Source organism: Parasphingopyxis sp. CP4, assembly GCF_013378055.1.
Taxonomy (GTDB): domain Bacteria; phylum Pseudomonadota; class Alphaproteobacteria; order Sphingomonadales; family Sphingomonadaceae; genus Parasphingopyxis.
Genome location: NZ_CP051130.1, coordinates 2,899,615 through 2,917,130, shown reverse-complemented (window position 1 = coordinate 2,917,130; position 17,516 = coordinate 2,899,615). Strand labels below are relative to the sequence as shown.

At 58.5% G+C, this 17,516-nt stretch carries 28 protein-coding genes; all 28 read right to left on the bottom strand.

The genetic code is table 11. The features are described from left to right. Positions 1-28: 28 nt before the first annotated feature. Positions 29-1,102, bottom strand: coding sequence for a DNA-directed RNA polymerase subunit alpha (locus HFP51_RS14395; RefSeq protein WP_176876406.1), 1,074 nt, complete (start codon positions 1,100-1,102; stop codon positions 29-31). A gap of 98 nt (positions 1,103-1,200) precedes the next feature. Further along, positions 1,201-1,590 carry a 30S ribosomal protein S11 gene (gene rpsK, locus HFP51_RS14390; protein ID WP_176876404.1) on the bottom strand — a complete coding sequence of 130 codons (390 nt, stop codon included), beginning with the start codon at positions 1,588-1,590 and terminating at the stop codon, positions 1,201-1,203. Between the two features lie 71 nt (positions 1,591-1,661). Further along, on the bottom strand, positions 1,662-2,030 hold the full coding sequence (rpsM, locus tag HFP51_RS14385; protein ID WP_176876398.1) for a 30S ribosomal protein S13: 369 nt from the start codon (positions 2,028-2,030) through the stop codon (positions 1,662-1,664). Between the two features lie 206 nt (positions 2,031-2,236). Continuing rightward, positions 2,237-2,566: a hypothetical protein gene (locus tag HFP51_RS14380; RefSeq protein WP_176876397.1), complete on the bottom strand. Its 330-nt coding sequence runs from the start codon at positions 2,564-2,566 to the stop codon at positions 2,237-2,239. A gap of 170 nt (positions 2,567-2,736) precedes the next feature. Continuing rightward, entirely contained in the window at positions 2,737-4,401 is a 1,665-nt protein-coding gene (locus HFP51_RS14375) for a hypothetical protein (RefSeq protein WP_176876396.1), read from the bottom strand. A gap of 108 nt (positions 4,402-4,509) precedes the next feature. Further along, on the bottom strand, positions 4,510-5,868 hold the full coding sequence (gene gdhA / locus HFP51_RS14370; RefSeq protein WP_176876395.1) for an NADP-specific glutamate dehydrogenase: 1,359 nt from the start codon (positions 5,866-5,868) through the stop codon (positions 4,510-4,512). A 122-nt stretch (positions 5,869-5,990) separates the two neighbouring features. Further along, positions 5,991-6,509 (bottom strand): SRPBCC domain-containing protein, encoded by a 519-nt coding sequence (locus tag HFP51_RS14365; RefSeq protein WP_176876394.1) that lies wholly within the window; start codon positions 6,507-6,509, stop codon positions 5,991-5,993. Between the two features lie 72 nt (positions 6,510-6,581). Beyond that, positions 6,582-7,232, bottom strand: a complete 651-nt coding sequence (locus HFP51_RS14360; RefSeq protein ID WP_176876393.1) for an adenylate kinase — start codon at positions 7,230-7,232, stop codon at positions 6,582-6,584. After that, entirely contained in the window at positions 7,229-8,623 is a 1,395-nt protein-coding gene (gene secY, locus HFP51_RS14355; RefSeq protein ID WP_176876392.1) for a preprotein translocase subunit SecY, read from the bottom strand. The genes HFP51_RS14360 and secY overlap by 4 nt, the downstream gene beginning before the upstream one ends. 79 nt (positions 8,624-8,702) lie before the next feature. Then, entirely contained in the window at positions 8,703-9,191 is a 489-nt protein-coding gene (rplO, locus tag HFP51_RS14350) for a 50S ribosomal protein L15 (protein ID WP_176876390.1), read from the bottom strand. A 56-nt stretch (positions 9,192-9,247) separates the two neighbouring features. Then, on the bottom strand, positions 9,248-9,442 hold the full coding sequence (gene rpmD / locus HFP51_RS14345) for a 50S ribosomal protein L30 (protein ID WP_176876389.1): 195 nt from the start codon (positions 9,440-9,442) through the stop codon (positions 9,248-9,250). Between the two features lie 4 nt (positions 9,443-9,446). Further along, entirely contained in the window at positions 9,447-10,376 is a 930-nt protein-coding gene (gene rpsE / locus HFP51_RS14740; protein WP_255454695.1) for a 30S ribosomal protein S5, read from the bottom strand. Beyond that, a complete protein-coding gene (gene rplR / locus HFP51_RS14335) occupies positions 10,376-10,732 on the bottom strand; it encodes a 50S ribosomal protein L18 (RefSeq protein ID WP_176876387.1) in 357 nt (118 codons plus the stop codon). Before rplR ends, rpsE begins: the two co-directional genes overlap by 1 nt. A 3-nt stretch (positions 10,733-10,735) precedes the next feature. Further along, the gene (gene rplF, locus HFP51_RS14330) at positions 10,736-11,269 is read right to left on the bottom strand and encodes a 50S ribosomal protein L6 (protein ID WP_176876386.1); all 534 of its coding nucleotides are present in this window, start codon (positions 11,267-11,269) and stop codon (positions 10,736-10,738) included. Between the two features lies 1 nt (position 11,270). Further along, positions 11,271-11,666, bottom strand: a complete 396-nt coding sequence (gene rpsH, locus HFP51_RS14325) for a 30S ribosomal protein S8 (RefSeq protein ID WP_176876385.1) — start codon at positions 11,664-11,666, stop codon at positions 11,271-11,273. 10 nt (positions 11,667-11,676) lie between these two features. Further along, the gene (rpsN, locus tag HFP51_RS14320) at positions 11,677-11,982 is read right to left on the bottom strand and encodes a 30S ribosomal protein S14 (protein ID WP_176876384.1); all 306 of its coding nucleotides are present in this window, start codon (positions 11,980-11,982) and stop codon (positions 11,677-11,679) included. Positions 11,983-12,021: 39 nt separating this feature from the next. Continuing rightward, positions 12,022-12,624 (bottom strand): 50S ribosomal protein L5, encoded by a 603-nt coding sequence (gene rplE, locus HFP51_RS14315; RefSeq protein WP_176876383.1) that lies wholly within the window; start codon positions 12,622-12,624, stop codon positions 12,022-12,024. Continuing rightward, a complete protein-coding gene (gene rplX / locus HFP51_RS14310; protein ID WP_176876382.1) occupies positions 12,617-12,934 on the bottom strand; it encodes a 50S ribosomal protein L24 in 318 nt (105 codons plus the stop codon). The genes rplE and rplX overlap by 8 nt, the downstream gene beginning before the upstream one ends. Before the next feature lie 2 nt (positions 12,935-12,936). Next, complete coding sequence (rplN, locus tag HFP51_RS14305) at positions 12,937-13,305, bottom strand: 50S ribosomal protein L14 (protein WP_176876381.1); 369 nt, start codon at positions 13,303-13,305, stop codon at positions 12,937-12,939. Positions 13,306-13,359: 54 nt separating this feature from the next. Continuing rightward, positions 13,360-13,701, bottom strand: a complete 342-nt coding sequence (gene rpsQ, locus HFP51_RS14300; RefSeq protein WP_176876380.1) for a 30S ribosomal protein S17 — start codon at positions 13,699-13,701, stop codon at positions 13,360-13,362. Positions 13,702-13,714: 13 nt separating this feature from the next. After that, on the bottom strand, positions 13,715-13,927 hold the full coding sequence (gene rpmC / locus HFP51_RS14295; RefSeq protein ID WP_176876379.1) for a 50S ribosomal protein L29: 213 nt from the start codon (positions 13,925-13,927) through the stop codon (positions 13,715-13,717). A 12-nt stretch (positions 13,928-13,939) separates the two neighbouring features. Next, entirely contained in the window at positions 13,940-14,362 is a 423-nt protein-coding gene (gene rplP, locus HFP51_RS14290) for a 50S ribosomal protein L16 (RefSeq protein ID WP_176876378.1), read from the bottom strand. Between the two features lie 25 nt (positions 14,363-14,387). After that, positions 14,388-15,086 (bottom strand): 30S ribosomal protein S3, encoded by a 699-nt coding sequence (gene rpsC, locus HFP51_RS14285; protein WP_176876377.1) that lies wholly within the window; start codon positions 15,084-15,086, stop codon positions 14,388-14,390. Further along, entirely contained in the window at positions 15,086-15,463 is a 378-nt protein-coding gene (gene rplV / locus HFP51_RS14280) for a 50S ribosomal protein L22 (RefSeq protein ID WP_176876376.1), read from the bottom strand. Before rplV ends, rpsC begins: the two co-directional genes overlap by 1 nt. Before the next feature lie 2 nt (positions 15,464-15,465). Beyond that, entirely contained in the window at positions 15,466-15,738 is a 273-nt protein-coding gene (gene rpsS, locus HFP51_RS14275; RefSeq protein ID WP_176876375.1) for a 30S ribosomal protein S19, read from the bottom strand. 2 nt (positions 15,739-15,740) lie between these two features. Further along, a complete protein-coding gene (rplB, locus tag HFP51_RS14270; RefSeq protein WP_176876374.1) occupies positions 15,741-16,580 on the bottom strand; it encodes a 50S ribosomal protein L2 in 840 nt (279 codons plus the stop codon). A 2-nt stretch (positions 16,581-16,582) separates the two neighbouring features. Beyond that, complete coding sequence (locus HFP51_RS14265; RefSeq protein ID WP_176876373.1) at positions 16,583-16,894, bottom strand: 50S ribosomal protein L23; 312 nt, start codon at positions 16,892-16,894, stop codon at positions 16,583-16,585. Beyond that, a complete protein-coding gene (gene rplD / locus HFP51_RS14260; protein ID WP_176876372.1) occupies positions 16,887-17,513 on the bottom strand; it encodes a 50S ribosomal protein L4 in 627 nt (208 codons plus the stop codon). Before rplD ends, HFP51_RS14265 begins: the two co-directional genes overlap by 8 nt. Between the last annotated feature and the right edge of the window lie 3 nt (positions 17,514-17,516).

Here is a 17,516-nt window from a genome sequence, read left to right as displayed (position 1 = left end):
CCGGCCTTCGCCGGAGCACATATTCCCTTTAGCCGAGCAGTTCCTGCTCAAGCTTCTTGGCCATTTCCTCGATATTTTCAGGCGGCCAGCCGGGGATATCCATGCCGAGGCGCAGGCCCATAGTGGCGAGGACTTCCTTGATCTCATTGAGCGACTTGCGGCCGAAGTTCGGCGTGCGCAGCATCTCGGCTTCGGTCTTCTGAACCAGATCGCCGATATAGATGATGTTGTCGTTCTTGAGGCAGTTGGCAGACCGGACCGACAGTTCCAGCTCGTCGACCTTTTTGAGGAGGTAACGGTTGAGCTGGTTGGTATCGCCCTCTGCAGCGGCGCCGCCGAGCATGCCCGGGGTCGCGGCTTCGCCGATAGCCTGGGTCGGTGCCGGCAGTTCTTCGTCGAAATGGACGAACAGCTGCAGCTGGTCCTGAAGAATGCGCGCGGCATAAGCGAGCGAATCTTCCGGGGTCACCGTGCCATCGGTTTCGATGGTCAGCGTCAGCTTGTCATAATCGAGTTCCTGCCCAACGCGGGTGTTCTCGACCTTGTAAGCCACCTGCTGAACCGGCGAATAGAGGCTGTCGACCGGGATCAGACCGATCGGCGCATCGGCCGGGCGGTTCTGGGCCGCCGGAACATAGCCTTTGCCGGTACTGGCGGTCAGTTCCATGTTGAGCGTCGCACCTTCATCGAGATGGCAGATAACGAGATCCGGGTTACGGATTTCGATATCGCCCGATGTGGTGATGTCGCCAGCCTTTACTTCAGCTGGGCCAGTGGCGGAAAGCTGGAGGCGCTTGGTGCCTTCGGCTTCCATCGCAATGGCAACCTGCTTGATGTTCAGGACGATGTCGGTGACGTCTTCGCGCACACCGGCCAGCGACGAGAATTCGTGCAGGACGTTTTCGATCTTGATCGACGTGATGGCCGCACCCTGAAGCGAAGACAGCAACGTGCGGCGCAGCGCATTGCCGAGCGTCAGGCCAAAGCCACGCTCAAGCGGTTCAGCAACGAAGGTCGCTTTGCGCGATGCATCGCCGCCGCTCTTCTTTTCCAGACCATTGGGCTTTTTGAGCTCTTGCCAGTTTTTCATGTTGACGGACACGGTATTCCCCTTGGCGGTTTGGCGGAGGCGGGGCTGGCCTCTGCCTGTAAAAACATTCTTGTGCGAGAGAGCGGAGCCCACCGCCTCCCGTTGTGCATTTAGACGCGGCGGCGCTTGGCCGGCCGAACGCCATTATGCGGGATCGACGTCACATCGCGGATGGATGTGATCGTGAAGCCAACTGCCTGCAATGCGCGGAGCGCCGATTCACGACCCGAGCCCGGGCCCTTCACTTCGACTTCCAGCGTACGCACGCCATGTTCCTGAGCCTTCTTGCCGGCATCCTCAGCTGCAACCTGCGCAGCATATGGGGTCGACTTGCGGCTACCCTTGAAGCCCATCATGCCGGCCGAAGACCAGCTGATCGCGTTGCCCTGGGCATCGGTGATCGTGATGAGTGTGTTGTTGAACGTGGCATTCACATGGGCGACGCCCGATGTGATGTTCTTCTTTTGCCGGCGCTTTACCCGTTGCGGTTCGCGAGCCATGGTTCCAATTCCTACCTAGATATCCTGAGAAGCGGTTCGGGCGGCGGCGGTACCGCGCCCGGAAACGCTGACTATTTCTTCTTACCAGCGATCGGCTTGGCCTTGCCCTTGCGGGTGCGCGCATTGGTGTGCGTGCGTTGGCCACGAACCGGCAAGCCTTTGCGATGACGCAGGCCGCGATAGCAGGCGAGGTCCATAAGCCGCTTGATGTTCATTGCCGTTTCGCGGCGAAGATCGCCTTCAACGGTATGATCGGCATCAATGGCTTCACGGATCTGCACGACTTCGGCGTCGGTCAGGTCCTGGACTCGGCGCTCGAAAGGAATTCCGAGCTGTTCCGTCAGCTTTCTGGCCGTTGTGGGGCCAATGCCATGGATATAGGTGAGCGCGATTTCAACGCGCTTATGGGTCGGGATGTTGACCCCAGCGATACGTGCCACGTGGTTTGTCTCCTGCTCCACAGACGGTTTGGCTACCGCCCATCTCAAAGCTTCATGAACCGAAAACGAACGAACCCGACGGACGCACGAATCGCGCCGCCGGGTAGACCGGTGTCTTCGGAGTGAGGGTGAAATAGGATTTCGACCCTATTCTGTCAAGCCATCAGTCCGGATTTGCGGCGTTTTCAATCGAGTGCCGGGACGGCCTACTCGGCGCTCGGCTCCGGGGCCGGTTCGCGCGCTTTCTTGATCAACGACCAGATACTGTAAATTACCAGCAAGGCGATGATCGCATAGACCCACCAAGCGAGGTTCTGGCCGGCAAAAATCAGGTAAATATAGGCTGACATGGCTAGAAATCCGGCGATTATGAGTTGGAAGGTGATCGATTCACCGCGCCGCTTCCGGCGGACCATCCAGCCAACCGTGGCCAGGAAAAAGGGCACGGCACCAACATAGATCCCGCCGAAGATGTAAGGATTAACGCCATAGTCCGCGCCCAAACTCAAAAACCATTCATTAATTGCTTCGAACATTGCTGCCTCCCTGGCAGTGTAAATTGCCTATGCCAGTCTATTCGCTGAACCGGACGTCGCGGTTACACCGGCGAACCGTGTCGCAGATTCGCGCTAATGGCCAGCCCTGACGCTGATCAGAGAGCGATGTGTTGTGGCATCAATGAGTTCGCTGTGCTTGCCGTCAGCAATCAATCAGCTGGGCTGGTTCCGGCCAAATCGGCAATGATGCTTTCGAGCGCGGGATCTCGGCCATTCAGATAGTCGTCCCAGCTCGCACTTTGCGGGATATCTGGGTCAAGCGTGTCGATATCGACCTGCAGGCAGTAATTCTTGTCCGGGCATGGCGCACCGGAATAGCGATGCGCGCCATTGGCAAAATGCGCATTCACGCGCGAATTGGGCAGAATGATATTCCCGCCTTCCGCCCAATAGTCCAACACATCGCCCACCGGTTCGCCGACAAGGGTCACGCGGCCGGCCTCGCGCCATTCTGCGGCCACCAGTATTCCGGCCGAAAATGTTGCCCGGCCCGTGATGATGTAGCGGCGCATATCGGTGGATTCAGCCTGCAATGTCTCCATCAGATCTTCGAGCAGGCTGGCATTGCCGCCGGTGTTGAAGCGCAGGTCAATCACCAATGCCAGGTTTGGCTGCGCGCGAAAGGCGGCGAGCAGGGCTTCAGAGAAATCGCCGAAATCCTGATCGCCCATCGCTTCGGCGCGATTGAGCTGAACGTAGAATATGCCCTGATCTTCGAGACGCTGATACCAATGCAGATTGTCCGGCTGGCTCAGATAGAGTGGTAAGCTGTCGGTTCGATCGGCCAAGGCTTGCACGCGGCCATGCTGGGCAGCAAGAAAGGGAGACAGCTCCCACCACGCTTCAACCGGATCGTCGGATCGTTCTAGTGGCAACGCCGAAACTGCAACGATCGGCCCAGCCCCGCATTCCGACACGCCCAGCTCTACCGGTGCGTCGGGCGCTGCCAGGCCGAGGCCGTGCAATGTTTCCGGGCTCGATAGAAGATAAGTTGATTTGTAATTTGCCCAGGACGCATTGCCGGACACGGCAGTCGCGGCAATCTCCCGCGCCTGCAATGCCGATGTGCTAGCTATCATATCGACTTGGCAGCCGAGCAGATGCCGATGATCTTCGTTCGCGCTGACCACGCGGAGGCTGTCTCCGAACCACCAGAAACGAATTGGCAGGCGCCGGAAGACCGTCCGGTTTCGCAACATATAGAGCCGCGTATGGGCATTATCGGCCAGCGCCACCGCGCGCGAAAGCGCGATCACGATCTCGCCATCGCTCATATCGGCGACGTGATCGCGCAGCGTGGCGAGACGGCGCCGAAACTCCGCGCGTGCCTCCGCATCAAAGCTGCGATCAAATCGGAGGAAGCGGGTATCGAGCGTGTCGATATCCTGCAACCAGGCCGCCGTGCGATCATCCGGGGTCGGCAAGTCCGGCACCCGTCCAAGCCACATCGGATAGTGGCTATCTTCCTCCTGCCAGTCGCCAACCAGGCCGTCATCGGTCTGGCGCAGATGGATACGCGGCGTGATCGACCAGGGGCCGATCAATGACACGGTCAGCGTCTCGCCATCATAGCGCGGATCGCCAAGCTCAATCGTCTGTCCCAATGTGTAGATCGATCCGACAGGATCAGCTGACAGATCGAGACTGATATGCAGATAGGCGGGCCAGCGGGGCGGCGCCATTTCGCCTTCCCAGTTGCCGCTGAAAAACTGGGCTGTCTCTTCGGGAACAGGCGCTTGCGCTTGGGCGGTCGCGCCAGCGACTGACATTCCAGCCAATGATGCGGCGATCAGCCACGCAATTCCCGTCTTCATCCCGTCTCCTGTTCCGTGCAAACGCACGGGCTAATGCTATCGACTACATCTGTAGTCGATAGCATTAGCGAGATCAAATTTACGGGCTTGCCAGGCTGACAGTTGCCGCTAGACGACCCCGAAGGCCAGCATCGCATCGGCAACCTTTTTGAAGCCGGCGATATTCGCGCCCTTCACATAGTTGACGTAACCGCCATCTTCGTCGCTGCCATATTCGGCCGATTTTTCGTGAATATCCTTCATGATATCCTGGAGCAGATCGCCGAGGCGCTCGGTATGCCAAGAAACGCGTTCTGAATTCTGGCTCATCTCAAGGCCAGACACGGCAACCCCGCCTGCATTGGCCGCCTTGCCCGGCGCATACATGATATGGGCGTCATGGAAGACATCCACGCCTTCCAGGGTTGTCGGCATATTCGCCCCTTCCGAAACCGCAATCACGCCATTCTTGACCATGGCCCGCGCTTCATCGCCATTGAGCTCGTTCTGCGTGGCGCACGGCAGCGCCAGTTCTGCCTCAACCCGCCAGGGCCGCGCGCCTTCATGAAAGGTCGCGTTGGTGAAATGATCGGCATATTCGCTGATCCGGCCGCGCCGCTCGGTCTTGAGTTCCTTCACCCAGTTGATCTTCTCTTGATCGATGCCGTCGGGATCATGGATGAAGCCGCCGCTATCGGAGAGAGTGAGCACCTTGCCGCCCAGCTCTACGATCTTTTCGGCCGCATGGGTGGCAACATTGCCGGAGCCAGAGATGATCGTCGTTCTGCCTTCGACATCCTGGCCCTGATGCTTGAGCATATTCTGGAGAAAATACACCGCGCCATAGCCGGTCGCTTCGGGCCGCATCTGCGATCCGCCATATTCGACCGCCTTGCCAGTGAGCACGCCCTCCCAGCGATTGGTGATCCGCTTATACTGACCGAACATATAGCCGATCTCACGCCCGCCAACGCCGATATCGCCGGCCGGGACGTCTGTATCCGGGCCGATATGGCGATAGAGTTCGGTCATGAAGGACTGGCAGAAGCGCATGACTTCGCTGTCCGACTTGCCCTTGGGATTGAAGTTGGAGCCACCCTTGCCGCCGCCCATTGGAAGCCCGGTCAGCGAATTTTTGAAAGTCTGTTCGAAAGCGAGGAATTTGAGAATGCTTTCATTGACGCTCGGATGAAAGCGAATGCCGCCCTTATAAGGGCCGATCGCATTATTGTTCTGAACCCGCCAGCCGCGCTGAACGCGGATATTATGATTATCATCTTCCCAGCAAACGCGGAACGAAACGACGCGATCCGGCTCGGCGATGCGGCGCAGGATCTGGGCTTCGTGATATTCTTCCTTGTCGGCGATAAAATCGAATATGTCCTGGGCCACTTCGCGAACAGCCTGGATGAACTCGGTCTGGCCCATATTGCGTTTTTCAACACCGGCCATGAATTGTTCGAGATTAACGTGATCGCTGACTGCCATTGTATCTCCCCCCTTAAGAAACCCAGAAGCGCAACCCTCAGGCGATTCGAGCCCGATCGGTAAGGCTGTGTAGCAGATGGAGAAAGCGGTGACAGCCAAGCGGGCGGCCTACTCGCCGACCCTCACTCCGAAGCCGGGAATAGAGCCACGAGGCGATCAAACTGTTCGCGGACGACGCTATCGACGATCGGCGCAAAGGTTTCGCGATCAAACTGCATATGGCCGCCAACGCTCATCGTCTGGGTGATGCGCGTTCCGGTATCGGTCGCATCCAGCTGCCAGGTCAAAGCTCCGGCCAGCCCTTCGCTCTGCAACGGACCCAGCGCGCCTGATAACCGCAGCATGGCATTGGGCCGCACCATCACGACGCGCATATGCTCAACCGAATTGCCCTCGCCCCAATTTTCGCAGAAACACCCGCCGCCAACCGGATCGAGCGAGAAATTCGCCGCGTCGCCCGACCAGCTATGATCGCCGCTCCAATAGCGCGCCGGTTCGACCAGCGCCGCCCAGACCTCAGCCGGGCTTGCAGACACCTCGGCGCTGTTGGACGTCACAAAGCCATGATCGGCCAATGTGACGTCGGCAGCCGCCGGCGTGGCAACCGCAATTGCCAATGCACATGCTATTGTTCGAAACATCTATCCCTCCCGATCCCTCAGGCGAAGAATAGCAAATTTGGGGAAACCCGCCAGCCGCTCGTCGAGCGAGGCCTAGCCTTGGTCGAGTACTGCGCCGATTGCGTCGCTGACCGTTTCGATATCGGCCATGCCATCGACCCGGCGTACCAGGCCCTTGGGTTCGTAATGCGGGATGATTGGGGCTGTCTTGGTGCGATATTCGTTCATCCGGGTCCGCACGGATTCCGCATTATCGTCGGCGCGGCGTTTGAATTCACTATTGCCGCACACATCGCACACGCCTTCAACCTTGGGTTGCTTGAAGGTGTCGTGATAGCCTTCGCCGCAATTGCCGCAGGTGAAACGGCCCGTAATCCGCTCAACAAGCGCGTCCTCGTCAACGACCAGTTCGATCACATGATCAAGCTTCATACCTTTGGCAGCGAGCAGCTCGTCGAGCGAATGGGCCTGGGCTTCGGTGCGCGGATAGCCATCAAGGATGAAGCCACCCTTCACATCGTCTTCATCGAGACGATCGGAGAGAATGCCGGTAACGATTTCGTCGGAGACCAGATCACCGCGGGCCATCACATCCTTGGCCTGGAGCCCAACCGGTGTTTCTGCTGCTACGGCCGCGCGTAACATGTCGCCGGTAGAAAGCTGGATCATGCCGCGCTCATCCTCAAGCTTCGATGCCTGAGTGCCTTTACCCGCACCTGGCGGGCCCAACAGAATGATATTCACCGGCGCTGTCCCCCGCCTTTCAGTTTAGCCTTCTTGATCAAATCACCATATTGGTGCGCGAGCAAGTGGCTCTGGATCTGGCTGACGGTATCGATCGTCACATTGACCACAATCAGCAAGCTGGTGCCGCCCAACACAAAGGCCTGGATGCCCGCCTGGGTCGACAGGAATTCCGGTATCAGACAGATCAATGTCAGATAGGCTGCGCCGACCACGGTGATGCGCGTCAGCACATAATCGAGATATTCCGCCGTCCGTTCGCCGGGGCGAATGCCAGGGACGAAACCGCCATAGCGCTTCAGATTGTCCGCCGTTTCTTCCGGGTTGAAGACAACCGCCGTGTAGAAGAAGCAGAAGAAGATGATGAGGCCGGCATAGAGCATCAGGTACAGCGATCCGCCGCGGCCCAGCGCGTTGGTGATCGTCAACATCAGCTCGTTACTGGTAGACGCCGTATCGCCGCCAACACCGCCTGTCATGAACTGCGCCACGGTCAGCGGCATCAGCAGCAGCGACGAAGCGAAGATCGGCGGGATAACACCAGCGGTGTTGATCTTGAGCGGCAGGTGCGATTTTTCCTGCGTCATGCCGCCGCGCTGTTGTGCGCGTTTCGGATATTGAATGAGCACCCGGCGCTGCGCCCGCTCCATGAAGCAGATGCCGAAGATCAGGCCGACGAACAGCAGCAGGAAGCCGACGACATAGCCGGTCGGGATCGCGCCAGTCTGGCCAGATGCGAAGAGCTGGATCAGCTCGGTCGGCATCATCGCAACGATACCGGCCATGATGATCAGTGAAACACCATTACCAACGCCGCGCGAGGTGATCTGTTCACCCAGCCACATCAGGAACATCGTGCCCCCGACCAGGCTGACAACAGCACCGATACGGAACAGCATGTAACTATCGCTGACAATAACCTGTTGCCCCTGCGCAGTGGCAAGCGTTTCAAGGCCGACAGCCAGGAAATAGCCCTGAACGGCGGTCAGGCCGACAGTACCATAACGGGTATATTGGTTGAGCTTTTTGCGGCCGCTTTCGCCCTCTTTCTTGATCGCATTGAGCGTCGGCGAGAGAGCCGCCGCCATCTGCACGACGATCGAGGCCGTAATATAGGGCATCACGCCGAGCGCGATGATACTCATCCGCTCCAGCGAACCACCGGAAAATGTATTGAAGACATTCAGGATGCCGCCGCCGCCCGTATTGTCCTGGGTCAGGTTGACGACATCTTGCAGGGCAACTGGATCGATTCCGGGCAGTGGCACAAAGCTCAGCAGGCGGAAAATGATCAACGCGCCGAGCGTAAACCAGATGCGCTGGCGCAGTTCGGTGGCCTGGGCGAATTTGCCCAGATTCAGTCCTGCTCCAACATTGGCGTTACTGGCCATTATCTATCCAATCCCCGTATCCGCGAAGATCGCTATATCGGGGCGCGACCTGCCAACGGCAAGCCCTACCCCGCTATTGCTACTCGCTGTCGGCTTTTTCTGCTTTAGGCGCAGCCGAGATTTCGACCTTGCCACCAGCCTTTTCAACGGCTTCCACAGCGCCTTTCGAGGCACCGGCAACCGCAAAATTCACCTTGGCGGAGATTTCGCCCTTGCCGAGCAGACGGACACCGTCTTTGCCGCCACGGGTCAAGCCAATCGCTTCGAGCGCGGCCTGATCAACGGTCTTCTTGGCGTCGAGCTTCTTCTCGTCGATGGCCTTCTGCACAGCGCCGATATTGACGATGGCATAGTCCTTACCGAACGGATTGTTGAAACCACGCTTCGGCAAACGCATGTGAAGCGGCATCTGGCCGCCCTCGAAACCATTGATCGAGACGCCTGAACGGCTCTTCTGGCCTTTCATGCCGCGACCACCGGTCTTGCCTTTGCCCGAGCCAATACCCCGGCCAACCCGTGTGCGCAGCTTGCGCGCACCCTTATTGTCGTTGAGTTCGTTGAGTTTCATGTCTTGCACTCGCTTTCGCTTGTTTCGCGCTATCGCCTCCGTGATGGAGACGGGATTTAGCTGTCCTGTACCTCGACCATATGGCGAACCTTATGGATCATGCCGCGTACTGCAGGCGTGTCTTCCAGTTCAACGGTTCGGCTCATCTTGCCGAGCCCGAGACCAACCAGCGTTGCGCGCTGGCTCTTCTCGCGGCGGATCGGGGAGCCCGTCTGGGTTACCGAGATCAGTTTCTTCTTTGCTGCGGCCATTATTCTACTCCGTTACCGCCTCGGCTTCAGCCTTGGCTTCTTCGGCACCGACATCGCCGCGGCGACGCACCAGTTCGGCAATCTTCATACCGCGCCGTGCAGCCACTGATTTCGGGCTCGACTGATCCTTGAGCGCCTCAAAGGTTGCCCGGATCATGTTGTAAGGATTGGATGTTCCAACCGACTTGGTCACAACATCGGCAACACCGAGGCTTTCGAACACAGCACGCATCGGACCACCGGCGATAATACCGGTACCCGGAGGCGCCGACCGCACGGTCACATTACCTGCGCCGAAACGGCCCTGGCCATCATGGTGCAGCGTGCGACCATCCCGCAGCGGCACACGCATCATGCTTTTCTTTGCAGCGGCGGTTGCCTTTTGAATGGCCTCCGGAACTTCGCGAGCCTTGCCATGACCGAAACCGGCGCGGCCTTTGCCGTCGCCCACGATCATCAGAGCGGCAAAGCCGAAACGCTTACCACCCTTAACCGTTTTCGAGACGCGGTTGATATGAACGAGCTTCTCGATCAGATCTTCGCCATCATCGTCACGGCGATTGTCACGACCGCGACCGCGACCACGACCGCCACCACGATTGTTTCCGCCACGTCCGCCCCGCGGTCCACGACCACGCGGCTGTGCGTCTGCAGCTGGTGCTGCGTCGGCAGCCGGCTTTTTCGCAGCAGGCTTTTCTTCAGCAGCGGCTTCGGCAGGCTTGTCTTCGGCAGCAGCCTCAGCAGGCGCGGCTTCTTCAGCCGGCTTGTCTTCGGCAGCAGCTTCAGCAGGCGCGGCGTCTTCGGCCGGTTTCTCTTCAGCAGCGGCTTCGGCAGCAGGTGCCTTGGCTTCGGTTTCTTCAGCCTTCGCTTCTTCAGGAGCCTCTTTCGGGGCTTCTTCAGGCGCGGCGTCCGTCTTTTTATCGTCGGCCATCATTAAAACTCCAGTCCGCCATCACGAGCGGCATCCGCGAGCGCCTTGACGCGCCCATGAAACAGAAAGGCACCACGATCGAATACAACCCGCTTGATGCCAGCTTTGGTCGCCCGTTCGGCAATCCGCTTGCCAACATCGGCAGCCGCTTCAACATTCGCGCCGCTCTTGCCCTTATAATCACCATCCAGCGTCGAGGCTGCGGCAACCGTGCCTCCAGCCTTGTCGTCGATGACCTGGGCATAGATATGCCGGCCAGACCGATGGATCGACAGCCGCGGACGATCGCCCGCCTTGCGGCGGAGAGCCACACGGACGCGCTGACGGCGTTTCTCGAAAGGAGTAAGTCGCTTTGCCATGGCTTACTTCTTCTTTCCTTCTTTGCGGAAAACATATTCCCCGCGATATTTGATGCCCTTGCCCTTGTAAGGCTCAGGTTTCCGCCATTTGCGGATTTCGGCGGCCACTTGGCCAACCTGCTGCTTATCCATGCCGCTGATCTCGACCGTGGTCTGATCCGGGGCTTTGATGTCGATGCCTTCCGGGATCGCATAATCCACGTCATGGCTGAAACCGAGCTGCAGCTTGAGCGTCTTGCCCTGAACCGAAGCGCGATAACCAACGCCGGTGATTTCGAGCGTCTTGGAGAAGCCCTCCGTCACACCTTCGACGAGATTGGCTGCGAGCGTCCGCTGCATGCCCCAATAGGAGCGTGCCCGGCGGGTGTCGTTGGCGGGATTGATCTGAATCTCGCCATCAGCAACCTTGCACTCGACATCGTCGGACATGGTCATCGACAAGGAGCCCTTGGGCCCTTTGACGCTGAGCTCACTGCCCTGAACTTCTGCGGTGACACCATCGGGAAGTGCAACCGGCCTTTTTCCGATACGGCTCATCTTAGAATACCTCCGCCAGCACTTCGCCGCCGACATTCTGCTCACGCGCTTCCGCATCGGAAAGCACGCCGCGAGGTGTCGAGACGATGGTGATGCCAAGGCCATTACGCACCCGCGGCAGATCCTTCGATCCGCTGTACACGCGGCGACCCGGGGTCGAAACGCGCGCCAGATGTTGAATGGCCGGCTGGCCTTCGAAATATTTCAGCTCGATCCGCAAGCCTTTATGCTTGCCAAGCTCTTCCTCGCTGTAACCGCGGATAAAGCCTTCACGCTGCAGCACCTCAAGGACGCGCGCACGCAGGCCGGAAGCCGGGCTCGTTACCGAGTCCTTCTTCGCCTGTTGGCCGTTGCGGATACGGGTGAGCATATCACCCAGGGGATCAGTCATCGACATATCGCTACCCCTACCAGCTCGACTTCGTCACGCCGGGGATCAGGCCTTTATTGGCCAGATCGCGGAGTGCGATGCGCGAGAGTTTAAACTTGCGGTAATAGCCGCGCGGACGACCAGACAGCTCGCACCGGTTACGGATGCGGGTCGGGTTCGCGTTGCGGGGAATTTCCGCCATTTTGAGACGTGCAATCAGTCGCTCGCTATCGTCGAGTGACTTATCGTTCGCCTGTGCTTTCAGCTTCGCGTATTTGGCCGCGTATTTCTTGGCCATCCGCTTACGCTTTTCATTCCGTTCGATGGAACTCAGTTTCGCCATGACTTAAGTTCTCGCTCCTTGTTGCGAGAAGGAATGGGCTTACGCCGCTTCCTTCTGCTCTTCGTTATCGGTTTCGTCGTCGGACGTTTCTTCCGGCGGGAAGGGGAAGTTGAACAGCCGCAGCAGTTCGCGTGCTTCCTCATCCGTTCGCGCGGTCGTCGTGACGATCACATCCATGCCGCGGACTTCGTCGACATCGTCATATTTGATCTCCGGGAACACCATCTGTTCCTTGAGACCCATTGCGAAGTTGCCGCGCCCGTCGAAACTCTTCGGGTTCAGGCCGCGAAAGTCGCGAACCCGGGGCAATGCAATAGTGACAAGCCGGTCGACAAATTCGAACAAACGATCGCCGCGCAGCGTGACCTTGCAGCCAATCGGCATGCCTTCACGCAGCTTAAAGCTTGCGATCGACTGTTTCGCGAGCGTGATTACCGGCTTCTGGCCAGCAATCTTCTCCATCTCGTCAGCTGCCTTCTGGACGCGCTTCTTGTCGTCCACGGCCTTGCCGACACCCATGTTGATCACGATCTTTTCGATCCGCGGGACCTGCATGTGATTTGTGTATCCGAACTTTTCCGTCATCGCCTTGACGATACGGTCTTTATATTCGGTGCGTAGACGCGGCGTATAATCAGCCATCGATCGTCTCCCCGGAACGCGTTGCAACGCGCACCTTCTTGCCATCCTTGGTTTCCATGCGGACCCGGGTCGGCTTGCCGGTCTTCGGGTCCTCGAGTGCGACATTCGAGATGTGCAGCGGGGCTTCGCTGCGCTCGATGCCGCCTTGCGGGTTCTGCTGGGTCGGCTTGCGGTGACGCACGGCGATATTCACGCCGTCGACGAGCACCTTGTCCGATTTCGGCAGGACCTTGCTGACTGTGCCATGCTGGCCTTTGTTCTTCCCGGCCAGGATGACGACCTTGTCGCCCTTTTTGATCTTGGCTGCCATGACTAGAGAACCTCCGGTGCCAGGCTGACGATTTTCATGTGCCGTGCGGCGCGCAGTTCGCGAACCACAGGGCCAAAGATACGCGTACCGATCGGCTCTTTATTAGCGTTCACGAGCACAGCGGCGTTGCTGTCGAAACGGATCGTCGAGCCGTCGGGACGCTTCACATCCTTGCGGGTACGCACGATCACAGCGCGATGGACATCGCCCTTCTTGACCTTGCCGCGCGGCGCCGCTTCCTTGATCGAGACAACAATGATGTCGCCTACGGTCGCGGTACGACGCTTTGAGCCACCCAGCACCTTGATGCACTGGACGCGCTTGGCACCGCTGTTATCGGCGACGTCGAGAACTGACTGCATCTGGATCATCGATCCGTTCCTTCTTCCTCATTTCCCGCTCCAGGCAGGAAAACCTTCTAAAATCTATGCTTCGGCCTTGGTGTCCGCAGCAGGATCACGAGCCGCTTCAAGATCGACGGCATCGGTTTCGGCAATGTCGATCTTCTCAACATGCTTCGGCGCGCTGCTCACATCGACGCGATCAAGAACCTTCCAGGTCTTGAGCTTCGAAATCGGCTTCGTTTCTTCGATCCGCACCGTTTCACCGATGGCGAATTCATTTTTCTCATCATGGGCGTGGTATTTTTTCGAACGCCGGATGATCTTGCCATACAGAGGGTGCTTCACCTTCCGTTCGACATTCACCACAACCGTCTTGTCGGTCTTGTCCGACACAACCATCCCGGTCAGCACGCGCTTTGGCATTGCAATAAACTCCTTAAGCCGTTTCAGCGGCCGCGCGAGCGCGTTCGCTCTGCAGCGTTTTGATACGGGCGATCGTCCGCCGAACCTCGGTAACCCGAGTCGGGTTTTCGAGCTGGTTGGTTGCCGACTGGAAGCGCAGGTTGAACTGCTCACGCTTCAGATCAGCAAGATCCGCTGCCAACTCATCGTCATTCTTGACCCGAAGGTCCTCGATTGGCCGTGCCATCGCTCGTGCCTCCTAGTAAATCGACTCGCCAAGGCGGGCGACCACCTTGGTCTTGATCGGCAGTTTCTCGGCTGCGCGCTCAAACGCCGTGCGTGCGAGCGGACCGGGAACGCCGTCCAGTTCAAACAGGATACGACCAGGCTTTACCCGAGCCGCCCAATATTCAGGCGAACCCTTACCCTTACCCTGACGGACCTCGGCCGGCTTCTTGGAAACCGGGACGTCCGGGAATACGCGGATCCACAATCGGCCCTGACGGCGAATGTGACGCGTGATCGCACGGCGAGCCGCTTCGATCTGGCGCGCAGTAATCCGCTCCGGCTCCAGGGCCTTCAGGCCGAAAGCGCCGAAATTCAGGTCCGTACCGCCAGGGGCGTTGCCCTTGATCCGGCCCTTAAAGGCCTTGCGGAACTTGGTGCGTTTGGGTTGCAGCATCGTGCCGTACCTTCCTCAAAAACTCTTATCGCTGCGCCGGGCGAACGCCCGAAGTCTGTGCTTCGACCATCAACCGGTCTTGCGCCGTCGGATCATGGGCCATGATTTCACCCTTGAAGATCCAGCATTTCACGCCGCACACGCCATAGGCCGTGTGAGCAGAAACTTCGGCATAATCGACATTGGCGCGCAGGGTGTGCAACGGCACACGGCCTTCGCGATACCATTCGGTCCGGGCGATTTCCGCACCACCGAGACGACCACCACAAGTGATCTTGATACCTTCTGCACCGAGACGCAGCGCCGACTGAACGGCGCGCTTCATGGCGCGGCGGAATGCGATCCGGCGTTCCAGCTGGTCTGCGACCGACTGGGCAACGAGACGCGCATCGACTTCCGGCTTGCGGATTTCGACGATGTTCAGCGACACATCGCTGTCCGTCATCTCACCGAGCTTCTTGCGCAGCTTTTCAATGTCCGCGCCCTTCTTGCCGATGATCACACCGGGACGAGCAGCATAGACAGAGATGCGGCACAATTTGGCCGGACGCTCGATCACCACCTTGGAGATCGCTGCCTGGGGCACCGTATCCATGATGTATTTGCGGATCTTGAGATCTTCCATCAGCAGCCGACCATATTCATGGCCTTCGGCGTACCAGCGGCTGTCCCAGGTCCGGTTGATCTGGAGGCGCATGCCTATCGGGTTGGATTTATGACCCATTACGCGTCTTCCTCTTCACGAACGACAATGCGGATGCGGCTGAACGGTTTGACGATCCGGGCCGAGCGGCCACGAGCACGGGCACGCCAGCGCTTCATCGTCATATGTTTGCCGACACTCGCTTCGCTGATGACCAGCGCATCGATATCGAGATTGTGGTTATTCTCTGCATTGGCGATTGCCGACTGCAGAACCTTTTTCACGTCAACCGCCATGGCGCGCTTCGAGAAGCTCAGCACGTTCAGCGCATCTTCGGCTTTCTTGCCGCGGATCAGACCGGCGACCAGATTGAGCTTTTGAGCGGAACCGCGGATCGAGCTGCCGACCGCAAATGCCTCATTCTCTTCGACGCGACGGGGATTAGTCTGCTTACCCATGACTAACGTCCCTTCTTATCGGCCAAGTGACCGGGGAAGTAACGGGTCGGAGCGAACTCGCCGAGCTTGTGCCCGACCATATCCTCATTCACCGAAACCGGCACAAATTTGCGGCCGTTGTAAACGTTGAAGGTCAAGCCAACGAACTGCGGCAGGATCGTCGAACGACGCGACCAGGTCTTGATCGGCTTGTTCGAGTTTTCGTCCTGCGCCGTTTCGGCTTTCTTCAGGAGATGAAGGTCTACAAACGGACCTTTCCATACGGACCGGGCCATGACTACCTCTTCTTCTTCTTGTGCCGCGAACGGATGATCATTTTGTTCGAAGCAGCCTTGGGATTACGAGTACGAGCACCTTTGGTCGGCTTGCCTGTCGGTGAAACCGGATGACGGCCACCTGAGGTCTTGCCTTCACCACCACCATGCGGGTGATCGACCGGGTTCTTTGCGACACCGCGGGTCAGCGGCTTCTTGCCACGCCAGCGATTGCGACCGGCCTTGGCGAAATAGGTGTTCGCATTGTCCGGGTTCGAAACCGCGCCGACCGTGCCCATGCAATTGGCAGGGATGTAGCGCTGCTCACCCGATTTCAGACGAACCATGACCATGCCGCGGTCACGACCGACGACCTGGACATAAGTACCGGCAGCGCGGGCGATCTGCCCACCCTTGCCCGGGCGCATTTCGATATTGTGGCAGATCGTGCCGACCGGCATCTGGCCGAGCAGCATGGCATTGCCAGGCTTGGTATCGACCTTTTCGCCAGCGATGACCGTGTCACCTACGTCGAGACGCTGCGGTGCAATGATATAGGCAAGTTCGTCATCGGTATATTTGATGAGCGCGATGAACGCCGAACGATTGGGATCATATTCGATCCGTTCAACCGTGGCTTCCATATCCCATTTGCGACGCTTGAAATCGACTTTGCGATATTTCTGCTTGTGACCGCCGCCGATGCCACGCGACGTGACATGACCCATATTGTTGCGGCCACCCGTCTTGCGCTTGCCTTCGACGAGCGCTTTGACCGGTCCGCCCTTATACAGGCCCGACTTGTCGACAATGACGAGATGGCGCCGGCCAGGACTCGTCGGTTTGGCTGATTTAAGTGCCATGACTAGATCCCCGTGGTCACGTCAATGGAGTCGCCATCCGCAAGGGTGACAACTGCCTTTTTAAGGTCGCTGCGCTGATAGGGGCGACCCCGCCAGCGCTTCGATTTGCCCTTCTGGATCAGCGTGTTGACCTTCTCAACCTTGACGTCGAACAGGGCTTCCACCGCTGCTTTGATCGCCGGTTTCGTCGCGTCCTTGCTGACCTGGAAAACAACCGCGTTGTTTTCGCTCAGGAGGGTCGATTTCTCGGTGATGTGCGGACCCTTGATCACGTCGTAGTGATCGAGTGCGACCGCTTCTTTCTTTTTAGCCATTGAAGCGCGCCTCCAGCTGCTCAACCGCTGCGCGGGTCAAAACCAGCGTCTCATGATTGAGGATGTCGTAAACATTCGCGCCGATCGCAGGCATCACATCGACGCCGACGATATTGGCCGAAGCCTTGCGGAAATTGTCGTTCACGCCTTCGCCGTCGATAACCAGCGCCGATTTGCCCATGCCGAGCTTGTCGAAATGGCCTTTGAGCGCCTGTGTCTTCGCATCCTTGAGATCGATATTCTCAACGACGATCAGAGTGTCATTCTTGGCTTTGGCGGACAGCGCCATTTTCAGGCCGAGCGCACGAACCTTCTTGTTCAGCGACGGATTGAAATCACGCTTACGTGGACCGTGGGCTTTACCGCCACCGATAAAGATCGGGGCACGACGATCGCCATGACGGGCGGTACCGCCGCCCTTCTGCTTGCCGTACTTCTTGCCGGTGCGATTAACGTCCGAACGCTCCCGAGCGGCACGTGCGGTCGGCCGGCGCTTTTCGAGCTGCCAGTTGACTACGCGATGCAGGATGTCGGCGCGCGGATCGAGACCGAAAATCTCATCTTTGAGATCGATATCGCCCTTGGCTTTAGCGTCGAGGGTTTTGACCTTGAGCTTCATGGC

Coding starts and splice junctions, on each gene's coding strand:
- rpmD (WP_176876389.1), bottom strand. CDS start 9,442: ATGGCCGCAGCAAAGAAGAAACTGATCTCGGTAACCCAGACGGGCTCC.
- rpsN (WP_176876384.1), bottom strand. CDS start 11,982: ATGGCGAAACTGAGTTCCATCGAACGGAATGAAAAGCGTAAGCGGATG.
- HFP51_RS14375 (WP_176876396.1), bottom strand. CDS start 4,401: ATGAAGACGGGAATTGCGTGGCTGATCGCCGCATCATTGGCTGGAATG.
- secY (WP_176876392.1), bottom strand. CDS start 8,623: ATGGCCAGTAACGCCAATGTTGGAGCAGGACTGAATCTGGGCAAATTC.
- rplB (WP_176876374.1), bottom strand. CDS start 16,580: ATGGCACTTAAATCAGCCAAACCGACGAGTCCTGGCCGGCGCCATCTC.
- rplR (WP_176876387.1), bottom strand. CDS start 10,732: ATGGCAAAGCGACTTACTCCTTTCGAGAAACGCCGTCAGCGCGTCCGT.
- rplP (WP_176876378.1), bottom strand. CDS start 14,362: ATGCTGCAACCCAAACGCACCAAGTTCCGCAAGGCCTTTAAGGGCCGG.
- rpsQ (WP_176876380.1), bottom strand. CDS start 13,701: ATGCCAAAGCGCGTGCTGACCGGGATGGTTGTGTCGGACAAGACCGAC.
- rpsS (WP_176876375.1), bottom strand. CDS start 15,738: ATGGCCCGGTCCGTATGGAAAGGTCCGTTTGTAGACCTTCATCTCCTG.
- rplN (WP_176876381.1), bottom strand. CDS start 13,305: ATGATCCAGATGCAGTCAGTTCTCGACGTCGCCGATAACAGCGGTGCC.
- rplV (WP_176876376.1), bottom strand. CDS start 15,463: ATGGGTAAGCAGACTAATCCCCGTCGCGTCGAAGAGAATGAGGCATTT.
- rpsK (WP_176876404.1), bottom strand. CDS start 1,590: ATGGCTCGCGAACCGCAACGGGTAAAGCGCCGGCAAAAGAAGAACATC.
- rplX (WP_176876382.1), bottom strand. CDS start 12,934: ATGGCAGCCAAGATCAAAAAGGGCGACAAGGTCGTCATCCTGGCCGGG.
- rpmC (WP_176876379.1), bottom strand. CDS start 13,927: ATGGCACGGCCAATCGAGGACCTTCGGGTCAAGAATGACGATGAGTTG.
- rplO (WP_176876390.1), bottom strand. CDS start 9,191: ATGAAACTCAACGAACTCAACGACAATAAGGGTGCGCGCAAGCTGCGC.
- rplD (WP_176876372.1), bottom strand. CDS start 17,513: ATGAAGCTCAAGGTCAAAACCCTCGACGCTAAAGCCAAGGGCGATATC.
- HFP51_RS14380 (WP_176876397.1), bottom strand. CDS start 2,566: ATGTTCGAAGCAATTAATGAATGGTTTTTGAGTTTGGGCGCGGACTAT.
- gdhA (WP_176876395.1), bottom strand. CDS start 5,868: ATGGCAGTCAGCGATCACGTTAATCTCGAACAATTCATGGCCGGTGTT.
- rplE (WP_176876383.1), bottom strand. CDS start 12,624: ATGGCTGATTATACGCCGCGTCTACGCACCGAATATAAAGACCGTATC.
- rpsC (WP_176876377.1), bottom strand. CDS start 15,086: ATGGGTCATAAATCCAACCCGATAGGCATGCGCCTCCAGATCAACCGG.
- HFP51_RS14265 (WP_176876373.1), bottom strand. CDS start 16,894: ATGGCTAAAAAGAAAGAAGCGGTCGCACTCGATCACTACGACGTGATC.
- rpsE (WP_255454695.1), bottom strand. CDS start 10,376: ATGATGGCCGACGATAAAAAGACGGACGCCGCGCCTGAAGAAGCCCCG.
- HFP51_RS14365 (WP_176876394.1), bottom strand. CDS start 6,509: ATGTTTCGAACAATAGCATGTGCATTGGCAATTGCGGTTGCCACGCCG.
- rplF (WP_176876386.1), bottom strand. CDS start 11,269: ATGAGCCGTATCGGAAAAAGGCCGGTTGCACTTCCCGATGGTGTCACC.
- rpsH (WP_176876385.1), bottom strand. CDS start 11,666: ATGTCGATGACTGATCCCCTGGGTGATATGCTCACCCGTATCCGCAAC.